The sequence below is a fragment of the Porphyromonas sp. C0026D3 genome (assembly GCF_056590775.1).
In genome coordinates this window covers 193,707-210,528 of sequence record NZ_JBWPWU010000003.1, presented here as the reverse complement: position 1 = coordinate 210,528, position 16,822 = coordinate 193,707, and the positions used below count along the sequence as shown (strand labels likewise).

Annotated in this window: 13 protein-coding genes and 1 tRNA gene; 10 read left to right on the top strand and 4 right to left on the bottom strand. The window is 54.3% G+C overall.

Going from position 1 to position 16,822, the window contains the following annotated elements; genetic code table 11:
- Nucleotides 1–70 precede the first annotated feature (70 nt).
- A tRNA-Ala gene (locus tag AC1EK1_RS03800) sits at nucleotides 71–144 on the bottom strand.
- 402 nt (nucleotides 145–546) lie between these two features.
- Between AC1EK1_RS03800 and AC1EK1_RS03795 the strand changes: the two genes are divergently transcribed.
- From AC1EK1_RS03795 to AC1EK1_RS03780, 4 genes are all read left to right on the top strand, one after another.
- Nucleotides 547–1,032 carry a ferritin gene (locus AC1EK1_RS03795; protein ID WP_480305818.1) on the top strand — a complete coding sequence of 162 codons (486 nt, stop codon included), beginning with the start codon at nucleotides 547–549 and terminating at the stop codon, nucleotides 1,030–1,032.
- A gap of 192 nt (nucleotides 1,033–1,224) precedes the next feature.
- Complete coding sequence (locus AC1EK1_RS03790; RefSeq protein ID WP_480305817.1) at nucleotides 1,225–2,889, top strand: dipeptidase; 1,665 nt, start codon at nucleotides 1,225–1,227, stop codon at nucleotides 2,887–2,889.
- Between the two features lie 272 nt (nucleotides 2,890–3,161).
- Entirely contained in the window at nucleotides 3,162–4,352 is a 1,191-nt protein-coding gene (locus tag AC1EK1_RS03785; RefSeq protein WP_480305816.1) for a MalY/PatB family protein, read from the top strand.
- 144 nt (nucleotides 4,353–4,496) lie between these two features.
- Nucleotides 4,497–5,558, top strand: coding sequence for a LexA family transcriptional regulator (locus AC1EK1_RS03780; protein WP_480307241.1), 1,062 nt, complete (start codon nucleotides 4,497–4,499; stop codon nucleotides 5,556–5,558).
- Between the two features lie 12 nt (nucleotides 5,559–5,570).
- Here AC1EK1_RS03780 and AC1EK1_RS03775 read toward each other — a convergent pair whose 3' ends face one another.
- Entirely contained in the window at nucleotides 5,571–7,469 is a 1,899-nt protein-coding gene (locus AC1EK1_RS03775; protein WP_480307240.1) for a mechanosensitive ion channel family protein, read from the bottom strand.
- 33 nt (nucleotides 7,470–7,502) lie between these two features.
- On the bottom strand, nucleotides 7,503–8,345 hold the full coding sequence (lgt, locus tag AC1EK1_RS03770; protein WP_480305812.1) for a prolipoprotein diacylglyceryl transferase: 843 nt from the start codon (nucleotides 8,343–8,345) through the stop codon (nucleotides 7,503–7,505).
- A gap of 670 nt (nucleotides 8,346–9,015) precedes the next feature.
- Here lgt and dapA point away from each other — a divergent pair.
- The 5 genes from dapA (at nucleotide 9,016) to AC1EK1_RS03745 (ending at nucleotide 14,480) form a co-directional block, all read left to right on the top strand.
- A complete protein-coding gene (gene dapA / locus AC1EK1_RS03765; RefSeq protein ID WP_480305811.1) occupies nucleotides 9,016–9,936 on the top strand; it encodes a 4-hydroxy-tetrahydrodipicolinate synthase in 921 nt (306 codons plus the stop codon).
- A gap of 49 nt (nucleotides 9,937–9,985) precedes the next feature.
- Entirely contained in the window at nucleotides 9,986–11,242 is a 1,257-nt protein-coding gene (locus AC1EK1_RS03760) for an MFS transporter (RefSeq protein ID WP_480305809.1), read from the top strand.
- Nucleotides 11,205–11,747: a nitroreductase family protein gene (locus AC1EK1_RS03755; protein WP_480305807.1), complete on the top strand. Its 543-nt coding sequence runs from the start codon at nucleotides 11,205–11,207 to the stop codon at nucleotides 11,745–11,747. Before AC1EK1_RS03760 ends, AC1EK1_RS03755 begins: the two co-directional genes overlap by 38 nt.
- A 57-nt stretch (nucleotides 11,748–11,804) precedes the next feature.
- On the top strand, nucleotides 11,805–12,398 hold the full coding sequence (locus AC1EK1_RS03750) for an FKBP-type peptidyl-prolyl cis-trans isomerase (RefSeq protein WP_480305805.1): 594 nt from the start codon (nucleotides 11,805–11,807) through the stop codon (nucleotides 12,396–12,398).
- A 225-nt stretch (nucleotides 12,399–12,623) separates the two neighbouring features.
- Complete coding sequence (locus AC1EK1_RS03745) at nucleotides 12,624–14,480, top strand: heavy metal translocating P-type ATPase (protein ID WP_480305804.1); 1,857 nt, start codon at nucleotides 12,624–12,626, stop codon at nucleotides 14,478–14,480.
- On the opposite strand, the gene AC1EK1_RS03740 is transcribed toward AC1EK1_RS03745, so the two are convergent.
- Nucleotides 14,449–15,897 (bottom strand): ATP-dependent DNA helicase, encoded by a 1,449-nt coding sequence (locus AC1EK1_RS03740; RefSeq protein ID WP_480305803.1) that lies wholly within the window; start codon nucleotides 15,895–15,897, stop codon nucleotides 14,449–14,451. The two genes, AC1EK1_RS03745 and AC1EK1_RS03740, sit on opposite strands and share 32 nt — an antisense overlap.
- A 149-nt stretch (nucleotides 15,898–16,046) precedes the next feature.
- On the opposite strand from AC1EK1_RS03740, the gene AC1EK1_RS03735 reads away from it, so the two are divergent.
- Nucleotides 16,047–16,754 (top strand): hypothetical protein, encoded by a 708-nt coding sequence (locus tag AC1EK1_RS03735; RefSeq protein ID WP_480305802.1) that lies wholly within the window; start codon nucleotides 16,047–16,049, stop codon nucleotides 16,752–16,754.
- Nucleotides 16,755–16,822 lie beyond the last annotated feature (68 nt).

Here is a 16,822-nt window from a genome sequence, read left to right as displayed (position 1 = left end):
GACCCAAAAAGCACCAACAAACAAAGCGGGGTATCGAAACACTTCGATACCCCGCTTTGCTTTGGAGGAGTGGAGAATACCGGACTCGAACCGGTCACCTCTACAATGCCATTGTAGCGCTCTAGCCAGATGAGCTAATTCCCCATATCTGCTAGGCAAAGATACCAAAAAAATCATTCCGAAACACCCCATTTTTCGCGCCAAAAACAACAATTTGTAAGCGACAGTAAATCAATCAATTGCGAGAGACCAAAGTTTCACGGATAGAAGCGATCGGTTTCACGGATAGAAGCAAAACTTTTCACGGATAGAAGCAAACGCTTAGACGGATAGAAAGGGAAAAAACGGACACCGGAATGGAGTTTTTTCCCCGACAGCTCCGATGACAAAAACCAGGTCGGGTGCCAACCTTTTTGGGGAGGGCAAACTGAGGCCCCTTTTGGGGTCAACGGATTTATTAACCCCTAACACTTGCATTCTTCTCAAAAGGGTCGTATCTTTGTTTTGTTTAGGGACATCTATTATTTATAAGAAGTACACTACACTATGATCAAGAAAGAACTATTGAAGCTTATCAGCGAGCAGATCAACTTTGAGTTTGAGTCTGCCTTCATATACCGAAAACTCGCCATAGACCTTGAGCTACAAGGGTGGACCGGGTTTGCACACTGGTTCACAGCACAGTACCACGAGGAGATGGCACATGCCGAGGAGATGATCCACTACGTCCTGGAGCGTGGCGAGCAACCCGAGCTCAAGGATATCAAGATGAACGATATCACATCCGACCACATCGTGGGATTCTTTGAGATCGCCTACAAGCACGAGTGCCAGGTGTCCAAAAATATCTACGAGATCGTCACTGCAGCTATCGAGCAAAAGGACTACGCCACGGAAAACTTTTTCCGCAAGTTTGTCGCTGAGCAAGTAGAGGAGGAGGCATCGACCTCAGCCATCGTGGATCGTCTCAAACTCGCCAACGGCAATGCCGGCTACCTGATCATTGACCAAGAGCTGGCCAAACGCCAATAATCACACGGCACATTCGACCAAATAGAGCGGGGGCGAAGCCACAGCATGGCTTCGCCCCCACTTTTTTGTCCCGATACAACCCGGCACCATAGCCCCCACCGGTGCCCCCCAAAAAGGAGTTGTTTTTTAGCCCCGATGTCGGTAACTTTGGGGGAGAACGGACTAATCACCCCCACCAAACACAGCAAACCTATGAATAGACAAACAACCAAACTACTCACCGGGCTGGCCACACTCGTCGCACTCGCCCTGAGTACCCCTCAAACCAAAGCCTGCACCGACCTCATCGTCGGCAAAGGTGCCTCCACCGACGGAAGCGTGATCATCAGCTATGCCGCCGACTCACACACCCTCTACGGCGAGCTCTACTTTTGGCCCCGAGCCACCTGGATGCCGGGCTACATGATGGACGTGGTGGAGTGGGACTCCGGGATATTCACCACCCAGATCCCACAGGTCGCCAATACCTACAACGTCGTGGGCAACCTCAATGAAAAGCAAGTGGCCATCACCGAAAGCACCTGGGGTGGCATACCGGAGTGCCAAGGGACAGAGGGGCTGATGGACTACGGCAGCCTGATCTACATCACCCTACAACGTGCCGCCACAGCCCGAGAGGCTATCAGTACACTCACCGGCCTGGTGGCCAAGTATGGCTACAAAAGCTCTGGAGAGTCCTTCACGATAGCCGACAAAAACGAGGTGTGGGTGCTGGAGATGATCGGCAAGGGAAAAGGCGAGACCGGAGCCGTGTGGGTCGCCAAGCGCATCCCCGACAACGCCATCTCGGGACATGCCAACCAAGCCCGCATCCAGCAGATTGACTTTGACGACCCGGAAAACTGCCTCTACTCACCCGATGTCATCACCTTTGCCCGCCAAAAAGGACTCTACAGTGGCAGTGACAAAGACTTTAGCTTCCAAAAGGTCTACAACCCCTACGACTTTGGAGGATTGAGAGGCTGCGAAGCACGAGTGTGGGCATTTTTCAACCGACACAAAAAAGGCATGGACCGCTACCTGCCCCTGGTGATGGGACACGACCCGGAGGCAGAGCCGATGCCCCTCTACATCATACCCGACCACAAACTCTCCGTCCAAGACGTCCAAGAGGCGATGCGAGACCACTACGAATCAACCCCCATGGACATGACCAAGGACGTGGGTGCCGGCCCCTACTGCGTACCCTACCGCTGGAGACCAATGGGCTTTGAAGTGGATGGACAGAAGTACATCAACGAGCGCGCCATAGCCACTCAGCAGACCGGATTCGTACTCGTCGCACAGCTCCGCTCCACCATGCCCGACCTGGTGGGCCCCATCCTGTGGTTTGGGGTCGATGATGCCAACACCACAGTATTTAGCCCCATGTACGGGTGCATCACACGAGTACCGGAAGCCTTTAGCCCACACAATGGCAGCCTAACGGAGTTTTCGTGGACGTCCGCCTTTTGGATACACAACTGGGTGGCCAACATGGCCTATAGCAAATACAGCTACATGATCCAAGACATCCGCCCCGTACAGCAGGAGATCGAGAGCAAGTACTTCGCCGACCAACCCCTGATCGAAAAAGAGGCCCTACGCATCCAACGCGAAAAAGGGACAGACGCCGCGCGAGCCTACCTCACCGACTACTCCGAGCAGTGCGCCAATAACGCCACTCAACGCTGGAAAAAACTCGGTGAGTACCTCCTCGTGAAGTACATCGACGGCAACGTAAAGAGGGAAGAAAACGGACACTTCAAGACCGAGCACGGACTGGCCGTACCGCCCGAGCAACCCGGCTACAGCGAGGAGTACTACCGAATGATCCACAACGGAAACTACGAGCACCTCAAGGTTCCCAAAAAGTAACCCCCACGACATTCCCCCTCACTCCACAAAGCGAGAGCGTGTGCCACCTCAGTGACGGCACACGCTCTCCTTGCTTTTCGGTAAAGAAATCGGGCGGTGAGCGAGCGTATATTTCATAAAAATAAGGAGAAGGCGACAATACGATCACAGATTTTCCGAAAAGGTCACCATCCGAAAACAAAGCCTCAAAATCGACCTACCCTTTAGAATAATTATGGGTACCTTTATACTCGGTGTAAACCCACACCGGATCCCACATAATAGGCACAAACATGAGTAGAGACATGAATAAGTTTGACTTTGACAAAATCATCGATCGTCACAACACTTGCTGTACCAAGTACGACGGCTATGGACACTTTACAAGTGAGTACAAGGAGATCATCCCCATGTGGATCGCCGACATGGACTTTGCGACCCCCGCTCCCATCGGCGATGCCATCCGCAAACGTCTCGAGCACCCGGTCCTAGGGTACGGCATTCCGCCCGAGGAGTACTACACTACTCTGCAAGAGTGGTTTGCCAAGCAGTATGGACTCAAGATCTCCAAAGACGACATCACCTACACCCCCGGAGTCGTAGCCGGCATCTACAAGCTGATCCAATGCTGGACCCGAGAGGGAGACGGGATCACGATCTGCCCACCGGTCTACTACCCCTTTGCAGACGTCATCCGTGGTAGCCGTCGTCGCTTGGTGGAGGCTCCACTGCTCCTCAGAGACGAGCGCTACATGCTGGACTGGGACGCCCTAGACAAGGCTCTGGCCCAATCCAAGGTCCTACTCTGGTGCCACCCACACAACCCCGGAGGACGTGTGTGGACAGCCGAGGAGCTACAGAGAGTGGCCACCATGGCCAAGCAACACGGATGCCTAGTCATCAGCGATGAGATCCACGCTGACCTCACATTCAGAGAATATCGTCACATCCCCTTTCCCTCTGTGTCCGATGATGCCAAGGAGGTGGGTATGTCTCTGATGGCACCGTCCAAGGTATTCAACATGCCGGGCGTGATTGCCTCTCAGCTCTACATCCCCAACGCCCGCCTGCGCGACGTAGTCTTTCCCTACATGATCCAAAACGGACTGGCACATGCCTCCTGCTACACCTACTATGCAGTTATAGCCGCCTACAAGGAGTGTGGAGAGTGGAGCAAAGCCTGCATGCGTTACATAGAAGAAAACGTGGAGCTGGTACAGCGATACATCACCGAGCGCATCCCACGGCTCAAGATGATCCGCCCCGAAGCCTCCTTCCTAATCTTCATCGACTGTAGGGAGCTGGGCTTCAAGACCACAGATGATCTGGCCAACTTTTTTGTGCAAAAGGCCGGCGTAATGCTCAACGATGGATCCACCTTTGGTACCGGAGGAGCATTCTTCATGCGACTGAATGTCGGTACGCCCCGCTCCATCCTGGAGGAGGCGATGCAGAGGATCGAGAAAGCAGTCAACGCACTCTAATCACCGCTCTCACACAAGGAGCGCATCTCACTAAAAACAACACACGAGGGTGTACTCGGCCTAGGCCTGTGGTACGCCCTCGTATAGTTTGTGAAGCGTGCGAAATATCACTATCTTTACGGACGCACCGATGCGCGATCACAAATGACGGCAGCCACCAAACACACCAAGCAGGAGTTGAAGCAACGACTCCGGAGTAGTCTGAGCTACCTCCAAGAGCGTAGTCCGGATCTGTCGTACTCGGACCTCGCTCTACTGATGGAGGTCAATCCGATGACCCTTCGGGCCATATTTGCACCCGCCTCACCCTATATGAGCACAGAGTTGGTCGAGAAGTATGCATCGCTTTTCCCCGAGACTTTTTCCCGAGAATGGTTGCTAAACGGCACAGGGGAGATGTTGCTGGCAGATGCTTGGCGTCCACGTCCTGAGCACGCTTGTCGCTGGCAACGTATCCGCCAAGTGATGGAGCGGGAGGGGCTCGACTATCGGAGCTTGGCCGTCACTATCGGCCTGGATCCCTCCGCCACCCACCGCATCATCCGAGGACTTAGTCGTCCGCAGACCTCTACGCTCCAACAACTCCAAAAGGCGTTTCCGAAATACCGTATGGAGTGGTTGCTACTCGGGAAAGAACCGATCGAGATTGAGCCTCTACCGATCGGGCAAGAGGCAGACACCGATCAGATCATGGCCACTTTGGCCGGCGAGCAATACCCCGAAGCCAATGCCAAGCCCTTTTTGCCCGAAGCAATGATGTCCATCCCGGTGGTCGATGCACCGGCAGTGGCCGGTAGGCTGACAGGGTATGGCGACCCGGTACCGGCAGAGGACCTAAGGATCCTCAACGTACCCGTCGACCGCATACACAGTGGGGAGTACCGTATATTCACCGTATACGGCATATCCATGGACGATGGCACCCTGATGGGGTTGGCCGATGGGGATCAGGTACTGGCGCGCAAGGTCAGCCGGGACTACTGGTGGGAGGGGCTACATATCCACACGTGGCTCTACTTCATATTCGTCACCCGGGACCAAGGGATCATCGTGAAGCGCGTGATCAAGCAGGACTGCGAGCAACGGACCTTCACCCTGCACTCGCTCAACCCCGATTTTGCCGACTTCACGGTACACGAGTCGGATATCTACGCCATCTACAACGTGATCAAAGTGATCGACCGAGAGCTAAAGTGTGGTCTGTAAGCGCATCAAGGCTTACTCGCCACGCACTTTGGGGACGGCACGCTCTGCTGTTTTTTCCGCCTGGACGTACTCCGGTGGCACGGTCAGTGGATTACCGTCACGCACACTGTGGTAGTGCGGCGACAACAGCTCCACGTGACGCTCACGACAGACATCCTGTATGTGTGCTCGGATCTGGGAGTAGATCCCGGCCTGCCTATTGGCCTCCACAGTATAGCCATTGACCGTGTAGACGACATCGTAGTCTCTAAACTCACACTGCAAAACAAAGGGCTTGGGAGCCGGTAGGATATCCGAGCATCGTCCGATCGCCTCCAGCAGTATCTCCTCCACCAAGCGCCACGGAATCTCGAAGCCAAAGCTCGCCTCCACCGACAAGATAAGTCCCTTAGTCTCGACCAACGCACTGTAGTTGATCGTACTGCTGTTGAGCACCTTGGAGTTGGGGATGGTTACCTCCTCATTGGTGATTTGGCGGATCTTGGTCACGAGCATGGACTTCTCCGTGACGTCGCCCACGATGCCATCGATCTTGATCCGATCACCCACCTTGAAGGGTCTCATATAGGTGATCACCACACCTGCGATCATATTGGCAATAGCACTGGAGGAGCCGATAGAGACCAGCAGACCCAAAAAGACCGACACGCCATTGAATGCCTCGGATCCCGCTCCCGGCAAAAAGGGGAAGATCAGTATGATCGCAAAGACGATCAGCAAGGACCGGACAATCACGTAGGTAGGCCGGGCAAAGTCTGGGTGAAAGCCGGGGATCTGGAGCTTGTTTTGCTCAATCTCACTAAAAATATAGCGAACCAGCTTGACCGCATAGCGGATGACTAGGACGATGACAATGATATTGATCAGGTTCGGCAGATAGTGCCACATGGCCAATAGGATATTCTTGACCGGTCGCCACAGTGTGTCGTACAGCTCCGCCGACCACCCTCGAGTAAACGGGAAAAAGCTAAAGAGGGTCGGGACGACAAAGACGAATAGCAGGGCAATGATCAGCCACTGGAGTGCGGTGAGCACCTTGGTGACAAGCATCGCCTCCTGAGCCACGGTGATGAAGGTGTAGTCCTTGTACTTGAGGTCCCTAAACCAGTGGTCACGACCCTCCGCCACCTTTAGCCTCAGCCAGCGGAAGAAAAGGGATATCAGCTTGATCACCACTCCCATTATAGCGATGTAGAGTAGGACGATCGCCACACGCTTGGCGGTGTTTTTCAGTCCATTTTCTTCGGCAGCCTTTAGTAGCGATGCCTGGATGGCTCGACGCACCACCTCGGCATACTCCGGGGCAGTGTAGTCGTAGAGTAGAGCGTCATTGTCGGAGACGGTCATCAGGATCTGATCTCCGTGGAGGATGTCCGTATATCCGTTGGAAAAGTCGAGCGTAAGGCTGTCTGAGTGCGAAAAATCCTGCTCGTACAGTGCCTGCACTCTCCGTGTGACTAGCTTGGCGCGCTCGGCCGCCGAATAGGATCCTATGCGTGTATAGATGAGGGCGATGGTGTCGTTGAGGACCCCATAGATCGGGTAGCCCTGCGTCACATTCTTTAGTGAGTCGAGGTACTGCTTGCGTTCCTGCAGCCCCAGTCGCTCCTTCTCGTGGATCTGCCGTAGCTCCGCCAGGATCTCGGACTTCTCGATATTGTCCACCGTCCGCAGCTCCGCCAGACGTCGCTCCAGTGCGACACGAGCGATCGAGTCGTCGAGGCGCCGGCTATTCATCTCATCCAGACGCCACTGCAGATCCTCCAGCAATCTCCTATTGACACTATCCTCCTGCACGAGGAGGGGAAGCGAGTCGGGGACGACTACCCCGCATCGGCTCTCCGTCGCCCAAACGACACGTCCGGCAACGACCGAGAGCCCAACCAAGAGACCAATCAGATACCGCCTCATCTCACTCATGCCACCACACCTCACGGTGACCCCTCAGAGGATTCGCCCATCGGCCGGCTTGGTGCTCACCAAGCTGTACCCTATGGACAACAACCCCAAGACAATCAAGGGAATACTGAGCAACTGCCCCATATTGAGTGCCATTGACTCCTCAAAAGGCACCTGGGCATTTTTGAGAAACTCGATCAAAAACCTTGCCACAAAGGTCAGAGTCATGAATACCCCAAAGATCAGTCCAATATGCTTTCGGGCACTCGTGCGCCAGTAGAGCCACATGCAGAGCCCAAAAATCGCAAAGTAGCAGAGCCCCTCGTAGATCTGAGTGGGGTGAGACGGAGCCGTAAAGACCGGAGCGGCACCGGCACGCCAGGCAGCAATGTTGTCAATAAAGCGAAACGCCCAAGGGTGATCGGTTGTATGCCCATAGATCTCGTGATTCATGAGGTTGCCCATGCGGATCATACCCGCCACCAACCCGGTCGGCACACACAGACGATCAAACGTCCAAAGCATACTCCTATGGGTCACACGACGAGAGTAAAAGTACACCGCAATAATGATCCCCAGCACACCCCCATGGCTGGCCAGTCCGCCCTCCCAGACCTTGAGAATCTCAACCGGGCGAGCAAGGTAGTACTCCGGCTGATAAAAGAGACAGTGACCCAGCCGAGCACCCACCACGGTGGCAATGACCACGTAGTAAAAAAGAGAGGTCAGCCACTGCTCCGGCAGCTGCTCACGACGCCACATCTTGTCCATGATGGCCGGACCAAGCAACACCAAGCCCACAGCGAAAAAAACGCCATACCATCCGATGGTGATCCCCTTGAAGTCCAATAGGATGGGATCCACTGTCCAGGTCACAACATTCAACATATACGACAGATCTAATAATGACTATTCCAACGTAGGATAGCTGACAGCCCCCTACCCTACAAAGGTAGAAAGAATATTCGGAATGCTCGGAAACAGTAGACAAATATCTCTCCCCTTCCCCCGACAGATCAGGGGATAGTCCTTGGCGAGATCGAAAAACTGATCAACAAAATCCGGAACTTTCCTCCAACCAAAAGCCTCTCCCTAAAAACAAAAAAGGCGATTTTTGGAGTCAAAAAACGCCCCTTTCTGGAGACGCTGACAATCAAATACTTACAAGGCACGTCGAGTTTCACGGATAGAAGCGATCGGTTTCACGGATAGAAGCAAAACTTTTCACGGATAGAAGAAATCGCTTAGACGGATAGAAGGAAAAAGTGTGTGAGGGAGTAACTCTAATAATTCGCGGTGTATATCCGCAAAAAAACACGGTGGGTATGTCCTTGTCGTGCGGGATGGAGTGGCGGACGATGTCCGTTTGGTGCTGTAGCTGTAGCTCACACGTGGATGATTTTGCCTCCGGATAGCCACACACTCGGTGCCCACTACTCTAGTAGAGGTAGAGGAGGAGAGAAAATAGCGAGAGCGTTGAATAATTGAGTGCAAATACCGAGATTTATATCTAAGTTTGTGGTAGAAAAAAGTAGTATCCCTTTTCTCCAAATATATCATGAACTGCGACAGACTATACCTTCGGGGGCTCGGCACAGCGCTGATCACTCCGTTTCACGAAGACAAGTCGGTGGACTATCCAGCCCTCGAGGCCCTGGTAGAGCGCCAACTCGAGGCCGGGGTGGACTTTTTGGTACCACTGGGCACAACTGCGGAGACACCTACGCTCAGCACCGCCGAGCAAGATGAGATCATCCGGACTGTGGTGAGGGTAAACGCCGGTCGCGTACCGATCGTGGTGGGGATCTGCCACAACGGCACCATCCGTGCCATCGAGCGACTGCAGACAATGCCTTGTGAGGGGGTGGATGCGGCCCTCGTCGTATGCCCCTACTACAACAAACCCTCTCAAGAGGGGCTGTACCGGCACTTCCGTGAAATCTCGGAGGCCTCTCCGCTGCCCATCGTGCTCTACAACGTCCCGGCACGCACCTCTGTCAACATGTTGCCGGACACGACGCTGAGGCTGGCCAACGACTGCCCCAACATCATCGGGATAAAGGAGGCCAGCGGTATCGTCTCCCAGATCGACCTGATCGTGAAGCGCCGTCCGAAGGGGTTCTTTGTCCTCAGCGGAGATGACACCATTACCTTCCCGCTCATGTCGATGGGAGCGGATGGGGTGATCTCCGTACTCGGAAACGCCTACCCCACCCTATTTGGTCAAATGGTACACCTGATAGGGGAGGAGCACTATAGAGACGCACTGCGTCTCCACCACCTCTTCAAGGAGCTATACCCTCTCCTCTTTGTGGATGGCAATCCGGTAGGAATCAAGGGCACACTCGCTGAGCTGGGGGTAATGCCGGACGTACTCCGCCTGCCACTGGTGCCGATGCAAGCAACCAATAAGGAGCGACTGCGCAAGGTATTGGACGAAATCAACCACAGCGACTTCTGCCAAGGAGGTGTGAGGTAATGTCCCGACCGACCGAATGCCAACCTGCAAAAACACAACACAATACGATATGAACACGAACGACAAACTATTGACCAAACTACGGCTCGTGGTCATGAACTTCCTGGAGTACGCCGTCTGGGGTGCGTGGCTGATCTCTCTCGGAGCCTACCTAGGCAGTGACACCCTACAGTTTACCCCAATACAGATCGGTAGCTTCTTTGCGACGATGGGGATCGCCAGCCTTTTTACGCCGGCACTCTTTGGCATCATTGCCGACAAGTGGATCCATGAGGTACGCCTGACCAGCCTGTGTCACCTACTGGCCGGACTCTCCATGATCCTGGCGGCACAGCAGACTACATACGAGGCACTCTATGGCTGTATCCTGCTGAGTGTCTGCTTCTATATGCCGACACTTGGCCTCACCAACTCGGTCGCCTACACCATCCTGGGTCAAAGTGGACTGGACACGGTGCGCCACTTTCCACCCATCCGGGTTTTTGGGACGATTGGCTTCATCATCGCCATGATCTTTGTGGACATGATGGGGTACAAGGGTGGTCCTGAGCAGCTGTACGTATCGGCAGGCCTGTCGTTTGCCCTGGCACTGTACATGTTCACGTTCCCCGCAACTGCCAAGGCCGGAGTAGCCTCTACCGGCAAAAAGAGCCTCAAGGAACGTCTCGGGCTGGAGGCCTTTGGGCTCTTCAAGGATCGGCAGATGGCCATTTTCTTTTTGTTTTGCATGGGACTCGGTATCTGCCTACAGATCACTAACGGCTTTGCCAACGACTACCTGACCAACCACTTTGGGAACGACCCGCAGTATGCCCATACTTTTGGGGTCCAATACTCCGGCACCCTCATATCGCTCAGCCAAATATCCGAGGCTGTCTGCATCCTATTGATCCCCTTTTTCCTCAAACGGTACGGGATCAAGGTGGTCATGCTCATCAGTTTTGTCGCTTGGGTGTTGCGCTTTGGTTTTTTGGGGCTGGGCAACCCGGGCGACGGGGTCTGGCTGCTGCTCCTCTCTATGCTGGTTTATGGAGTTGCCTTTGACTTTTTCAACATCTCCGGCTCACTCTACGTGGACAAGCAAGTCGAGCCACGACTACGGAGCTCGGCACAGGGGCTTTTCCTGATGATGACCAATGGCTTTGGCTCCTTCATCGGCTCCTATGCCGCCGGGTACATCGTCCGGTATTTTGGCTATCCAAATGCTTGGTTTGTTTTTGCCGGCTACGCACTGGTGATCACCCTTCTTTTTTACCTCCTTTTTGACAATGCAAGCTCTCGACGCACTGCCCAACAAACTCTCTGAGCTGATACGGGAGCGGCACAGCGTCCGCTCATTTGACCCCACTCGAGCTATCCCCGAGGAGACACTGCGGACTATCCTTGAGGCCGGACGGCTGGCCCCCTCTGCCAAAAATGCTCAGCCATGGCACTTTTTCGCCCTCAAAAGTGAGGAAGCACGCCAAAAGATCTACTCCTGCTACAAGCCGGAGTGGCTACGCAACGCATCGGAGCTCATCCTCGTGGTCGGTGAAGATGCCGAGGCCTGGAGATTCAAGGACGGGCAGGACACCGCACTCCTGATCGACTCGGCTATCGCCACAGCCTACATGCAGCTCCAAGCTTGGGAGCTAGGGGTGGGCAGTGTCTGGATTTGTGCCTTTGATCGCCCGAGATGTGCGGAGCTTTTTGGCCTCGAGATGGGCAAGCAGACCCCCATATCCATACTGGCACTGGGCTACGCTACAGCGGATACGGTCCCGGGGCCAAAGGTCCGGAAGCCGATAGATGAAGTCCTGACGACACTCTGAGGGGAGAGGAGACTGTACACACAAGATATTATTCAAAAAAAAACAGTTGTAAACATCATGAGAATCAATAACGACGCACTAGTAAAACTCCAATACAAGCTCTACTGTGGAAGCGGCACGGATGACGAAGACTTTGTGGAAGAAACAACCGAAGAGGCACCACTGGAATTCATCTTTGGAGCCGGCCTAATGTTGCCGGCATTTGAGGCGCAACTGGTAGGAAAGAGTGCCGGTGAGGCGTTCGACTTCACACTGGCTCCGCAGGACGCCTACGGTCCTCGCCGCGATGATCTACTGGTCACGCTGGACAAAAACGTGTTTTTTGTGGATGGAGCTTTTGACGACGAACTGGTCGTAGAGGACGCTTGGATCCCCATGATCACAGCCGATGGACAAAAGCTGGAGGGAAGGGTCGTGAAGGTGAATGAGCACAATGTGGAGATGGACTTCAACCACGACCTGGCGGGTGAGGCACTCCACTTCATAGGGCACGTCGCCGAGGTGAGCAAGCCCACCGAAGCAGACTACAAGCGACTGATCCCCCACCACGAAGGATGTTGCTGCCACGATCATGAGCATGAGCATGAGCACAATCATGATCAGCACTGCCATGACCACAAGTGTGGCTGTGGATGCGACCATCACAAGTAACCTTTTAGGACCCAAAACACCATGACAGCCAACCAACCAATAAAGACGCAAACCGAAAACTCGCACAATGAACCCTGTACAAACGGGCATCATGAGCACCACAACGAACACAAGCACAAGCATCATGAGCACGGACATGAGCACGGACATGAACATGAACATGAACATGAACATGGACATGAACATGAACATGAACATGGTGAATCGACACATACCGTGCGGAGGATGGCACTATCCCTCATACTCATGGCTGTCTGCATTGTGCTGGACATGCAGGGTATATGGGCCGACGATTCATGGATACGGTTGGCCGGGTACCTACTTTCGTTTTTGCCGGTCGGACTGCCGGTGCTGGTCGAAGCCGTCGAGATCACACGAGGAGACACCTTTTTCAACGAGTGTACCCTGATGTTCATAGCCGGCATGGGGGCCTTTTATATTAGAGACTACAAGGAGGCCGTAATGCTGATGTGCTTGTACGCACTGGGAGAGATCTTTGAGGGCAAAGCCGTTGAGAGTACACGCAAGAGTATCACCTCGCTGATCGACAGCCGGTCCGACACCATCCGTGTATGGACAGGGACGGACTACAAGGAGATGAAGACCGAAGAGGTGCCGGTGGGCTCCATTGTTTTGGTTCAGACCGGTGACATCGTGCCTCTGGATGGCAAACTACTTGGCGATCAACCTCACGAGCTAGACCTCTCGGCACTTACCGGTGAGAGCATGCCCGTGACCAAAAACGTAGGCGATGAGATCCTGGCCGGCAGTGTCAGCCGAATGGGAGCCTTCCGAATAGAGGTCACCAAACCCTATGGCGAGAGTACCCTGTCGCGCATCATGAAAATGAGCGAAGAGGCAGCACAAGAAAAGCCCAAAACCGAACTATTCATACGTCGCTTTGCCCGAGTTTATACTCCGATTGTGTTTAGCCTGGCACTCCTCATCATAGCTATCCCCTACCTATTTCAGGGAGCGGCATACGACTTTGACCAACAGCTGTACAGAGGTCTGGTCTTTTTGGTCACCTCCTGCCCGTGCGCCCTGGTGATCAGTGTACCTCTCAGCTACTTTAGTGGTCTGGGAGCCGCCTCTCGCAACGGCTTGCTATTCAAAGGCGCCATCTACCTCGAAGCTCTGCGCCGAATCACCGGTGTCATTTTCGACAAGACCGGCACCCTCACCGAGGGGACCTTTGAGCACGTAGAGCTCTCAGTATGCGGCACAAACGACCACGACGACACCGCACGACTGGTCAAGAGCATGGAGCAACACAGCAACCACCCCGTAGCACAAGCTGTCGTCAAGAGCTTGGCACAGGCCTCCACGGTTGAGCTCCGTGACCTGCAAGAGCTGGCCGGACGTGGAATGGTCGCCAAGTACGGTGATGAGACGCTCTGCCTAGGCAACCTAACCCTGATGGAAGAAAACGGTATACCCATCCCGGACCTTACCTCATACCCCGGAAAGACCGTCCTCTACTTTAGTCGATCCGGTCAGCTTGCCGCCACGATCACCCTTTCCGATGCCATCAAGCCTACCAGCCATGCCACTGTCACGGAGCTGCACAAGCGCGGCATCAAGCCCATCGTAATGCTGTCCGGAGACAAGGAGGATGTAGCGACCCATGTGGCAAAGGAGCTCGGGCTGGACGAAGCCAAAGGTGGACTACTCCCCCATGACAAAGTGCGCGAAGCCCGTGCCATCATGCAAGAGCACACCGTGGCATATGTCGGTGATGGACTAAATGACGCACCGGTGATGAACATGGCCCCGGTCGGGATAGCCATGGGAGGGCTCGGTAGCGATGCAACCATAGAGGCCGCCGACATAGTGATCCAAGGCGATGATCCCTACGCACTGGTCAATGCGCTGGACATTGCCAAAAAGACCAATACGATCGTGATCGAAAACATCGTCTTTTCGCTCAGTTTCAAGGTCGTCGTCATGGTACTGGCCACCATCGGCTATGCCAGCCTCACTTTGGCGATTATCGCAGACGTCGGTGTGACACTGCTGGCGGTATTCAATGCGGCTAGGATCTTACGATTCAGAGGGACTCAACCGGAGCTCCAAAAATAAAAGTAGGCGGATTGATGATGTACAGATGCTCCGACGCCCTGGTGATGGCGGTGTAGAGCCAGCGACAAAACGACAGATCGATCATCTCCGGTGTCAAGTACCCAAAGCTCAGGTAAACATGCTTCCACTGTCCACCCTGAGCCTTGTGTACGGTCATAGCGTAGCCATACTTGATCTGGAGGGCATTGAGGTAAGGGTCCTTCCGTAGCTTCCGAAAGAGAGACTGCCGAGAGGTACACTCTGGATAGTCCTTCGAGACAGCGTCAAATAGCTCTTGACGCCGCTCCGGGGTCAGCGAGGCAGTACCGGAGTAGAGGCTGTCCAGCATCACCTTACCCTCCACTATGCCCCCCTCCGAGTCCTCCAGCTCTACGTCACGAAACGTAAAGCCATACAGCTTTTTCTCACCACGGCTCCTAATGACTCGCAGGAGCTCCCCATTGGCCACGAAGCCACTGATCGGCTTCCCGTCCGCATCGGTTGGCACGTGTAGGTAGTTGTTGCGCACTACCATTACCTGCTCACCGGGCAAGACCTCCTCGTCATAGTAGAGCGTTCGATGCCGTATTCCTCGATTGAACTCCTCTGCATCCCTATTGGAGCGCGTCACCACCACCGTCTCTTCCTCCCCCACTTTGGCAAAAGAGTCCTCCACATACTCCGGCAGGTCCCGACCGTTGATGATGGTGATCTCGCCACCCTCTCTCGGCATACTCAGTAGGGGCTCCGTCCAAGGGTGGTGATTGGCGAGATTGAGGATCACGGTGCGCAGCTCATAGCTAGTCAGGACGATATCTCCGGCCGACTCCTGGCGGACGATATCCGTCAGTGCACCCGAAAAAACCGGGTACCCATACCCCCCCAGATAAGCTTCGTTCAACGCAGGACTGAGCTCCGTCCCTATAGGTGGCAGCTGGGCATCATCACCCACAAAAAGGACCTTGGAGCTTGGGGTGTTGCAGCAGTACTCCAGCAAATCATCTAGCAGACAGCCCGACCCAAAAGTAGTCGGCCCATCCGGGACATTACTGATCATCGATGCCTCATCCACGACGTAGAGGATCCCCTCTCGCTCCTTATTGTAGCCCAGCTCATACATCGACTCCATCCCCCCCACCACACGCTCCCGATATATGGCTCGGTGGATCGTACTCGCCGGCAGACCGCAGTAGGCTTGTAGCACCTTTGCCGCCCTACCGGTAGGGGCCAGCAGACACACCTTCACCCCACTTGTCGCCACCATCCGTGCAAAAGCCCCCACCAGCGTACTCTTTCCCGTACCGGCATAGCCACGCAGCACGAAAAAAGCATGTGGCGCACTGTAGCCCAAAAACTCCTCCAGCTGCGCCATCACTCGAAACTGCGACTCGGTAGGCGTAAAAGGGAAATAGTTGAGGATTTTTTGCTCAATTGGCATTTTTATCTTACCTTAGCAGTGATTTTGGATGTCCAAAGATACGTAGTTTGGCCAAAGTTTACTAACTTTGTAGCAACGGTGGACCAAGATACCACATTTTGGTCTGCTCACCTGATTTGAAAGCATAAAATAACAAGTATAATCCCCGTATGAAGAATGTTTTAAAGATTGTTTTGGTCCTCGTCATTATTGGACTTGGGTATGCGTGCATCGCCAGCATTCGTGGATCGATCTCCTTTGCCCGCACAAAAGAAGCCCGTGACGCCGAGATCATTCAGGCGCTGATGGACGTACGTACCGCCCAGATAGCGTACAAGCAGGAGTACCTGGTACACACTCCCTCGATCGACACTCTCCGTGATTGGCTTGCCAACGGTAAGGTCAAGACAGTCCGCAAGCAGTTGGAGCTGACCGAGAAGCAACTCGAGGACGGCATGACCGAAAAGGAGGCTGTCAACATCGTCAAAAAAGCCGAGGCTACCGGCAAGTGGAAAGAAGCCGAGGAAAAGGGACTCTCTCGTATCGAAAACGGGGTGCGTGTCTCATTCCGTCGCGACACGCTTGAGGCCAACCCTGCCGAGACCCTCTTCCCAAAAGGCTATGACCTCAGCAAGTTTGGCTACGTACCCACGCTGAGTGGGGTGGAGTTCCAGATGGATACCGCGAGTGTCATCACCGGATCCGGCTACGACATCAAGGTGTTTGAGGCCAAAGTACCCTACACCGCCTACCTCGGTGACCTCGACAAGCGTGAGCTGGGCAACCTGATCGACAAGCAAGAGCAACTGGGACGCTACCCCGGACTCAAGGTGGGCTCCCTGACCGAAGTCAACAACTACGCAGGCAACTGGGAGTAAGCACTCTCCCGATGGGGATACACCCCCAAAAACAGACCTAGGCACCACCTCTGCACGCCCCTTCGGGG

Bases quoted from the DNA above. Each gene is read 5' to 3' on its own strand.
- AC1EK1_RS03780 (WP_480307241.1), top strand. From the start codon at position 4,497: ATGACGGCAGCCACCAAACACACCAAGCAGGAGTTGAAGCAACGACTC.
- AC1EK1_RS03755 (WP_480305807.1), top strand. From the start codon at position 11,205: ATGCAAGCTCTCGACGCACTGCCCAACAAACTCTCTGAGCTGATACGG.
- AC1EK1_RS03750 (WP_480305805.1), top strand. From the start codon at position 11,805: ATGAGAATCAATAACGACGCACTAGTAAAACTCCAATACAAGCTCTAC.
- AC1EK1_RS03790 (WP_480305817.1), top strand. From the start codon at position 1,225: ATGAATAGACAAACAACCAAACTACTCACCGGGCTGGCCACACTCGTC.
- lgt (WP_480305812.1), bottom strand. From the start codon at position 8,345: ATGTTGAATGTTGTGACCTGGACAGTGGATCCCATCCTATTGGACTTC.
- AC1EK1_RS03760 (WP_480305809.1), top strand. From the start codon at position 9,986: ATGAACACGAACGACAAACTATTGACCAAACTACGGCTCGTGGTCATG.
- AC1EK1_RS03785 (WP_480305816.1), top strand. From the start codon at position 3,162: ATGAGTAGAGACATGAATAAGTTTGACTTTGACAAAATCATCGATCGT.
- AC1EK1_RS03745 (WP_480305804.1), top strand. From the start codon at position 12,624: ATGGCACTATCCCTCATACTCATGGCTGTCTGCATTGTGCTGGACATG.
- AC1EK1_RS03775 (WP_480307240.1), bottom strand. From the start codon at position 7,469: ATGAGGCGGTATCTGATTGGTCTCTTGGTTGGGCTCTCGGTCGTTGCC.
- AC1EK1_RS03740 (WP_480305803.1), bottom strand. From the start codon at position 15,897: ATGCCAATTGAGCAAAAAATCCTCAACTATTTCCCTTTTACGCCTACC.
- AC1EK1_RS03735 (WP_480305802.1), top strand. From the start codon at position 16,047: ATGAAGAATGTTTTAAAGATTGTTTTGGTCCTCGTCATTATTGGACTT.
- dapA (WP_480305811.1), top strand. From the start codon at position 9,016: ATGAACTGCGACAGACTATACCTTCGGGGGCTCGGCACAGCGCTGATC.
- AC1EK1_RS03795 (WP_480305818.1), top strand. From the start codon at position 547: ATGATCAAGAAAGAACTATTGAAGCTTATCAGCGAGCAGATCAACTTT.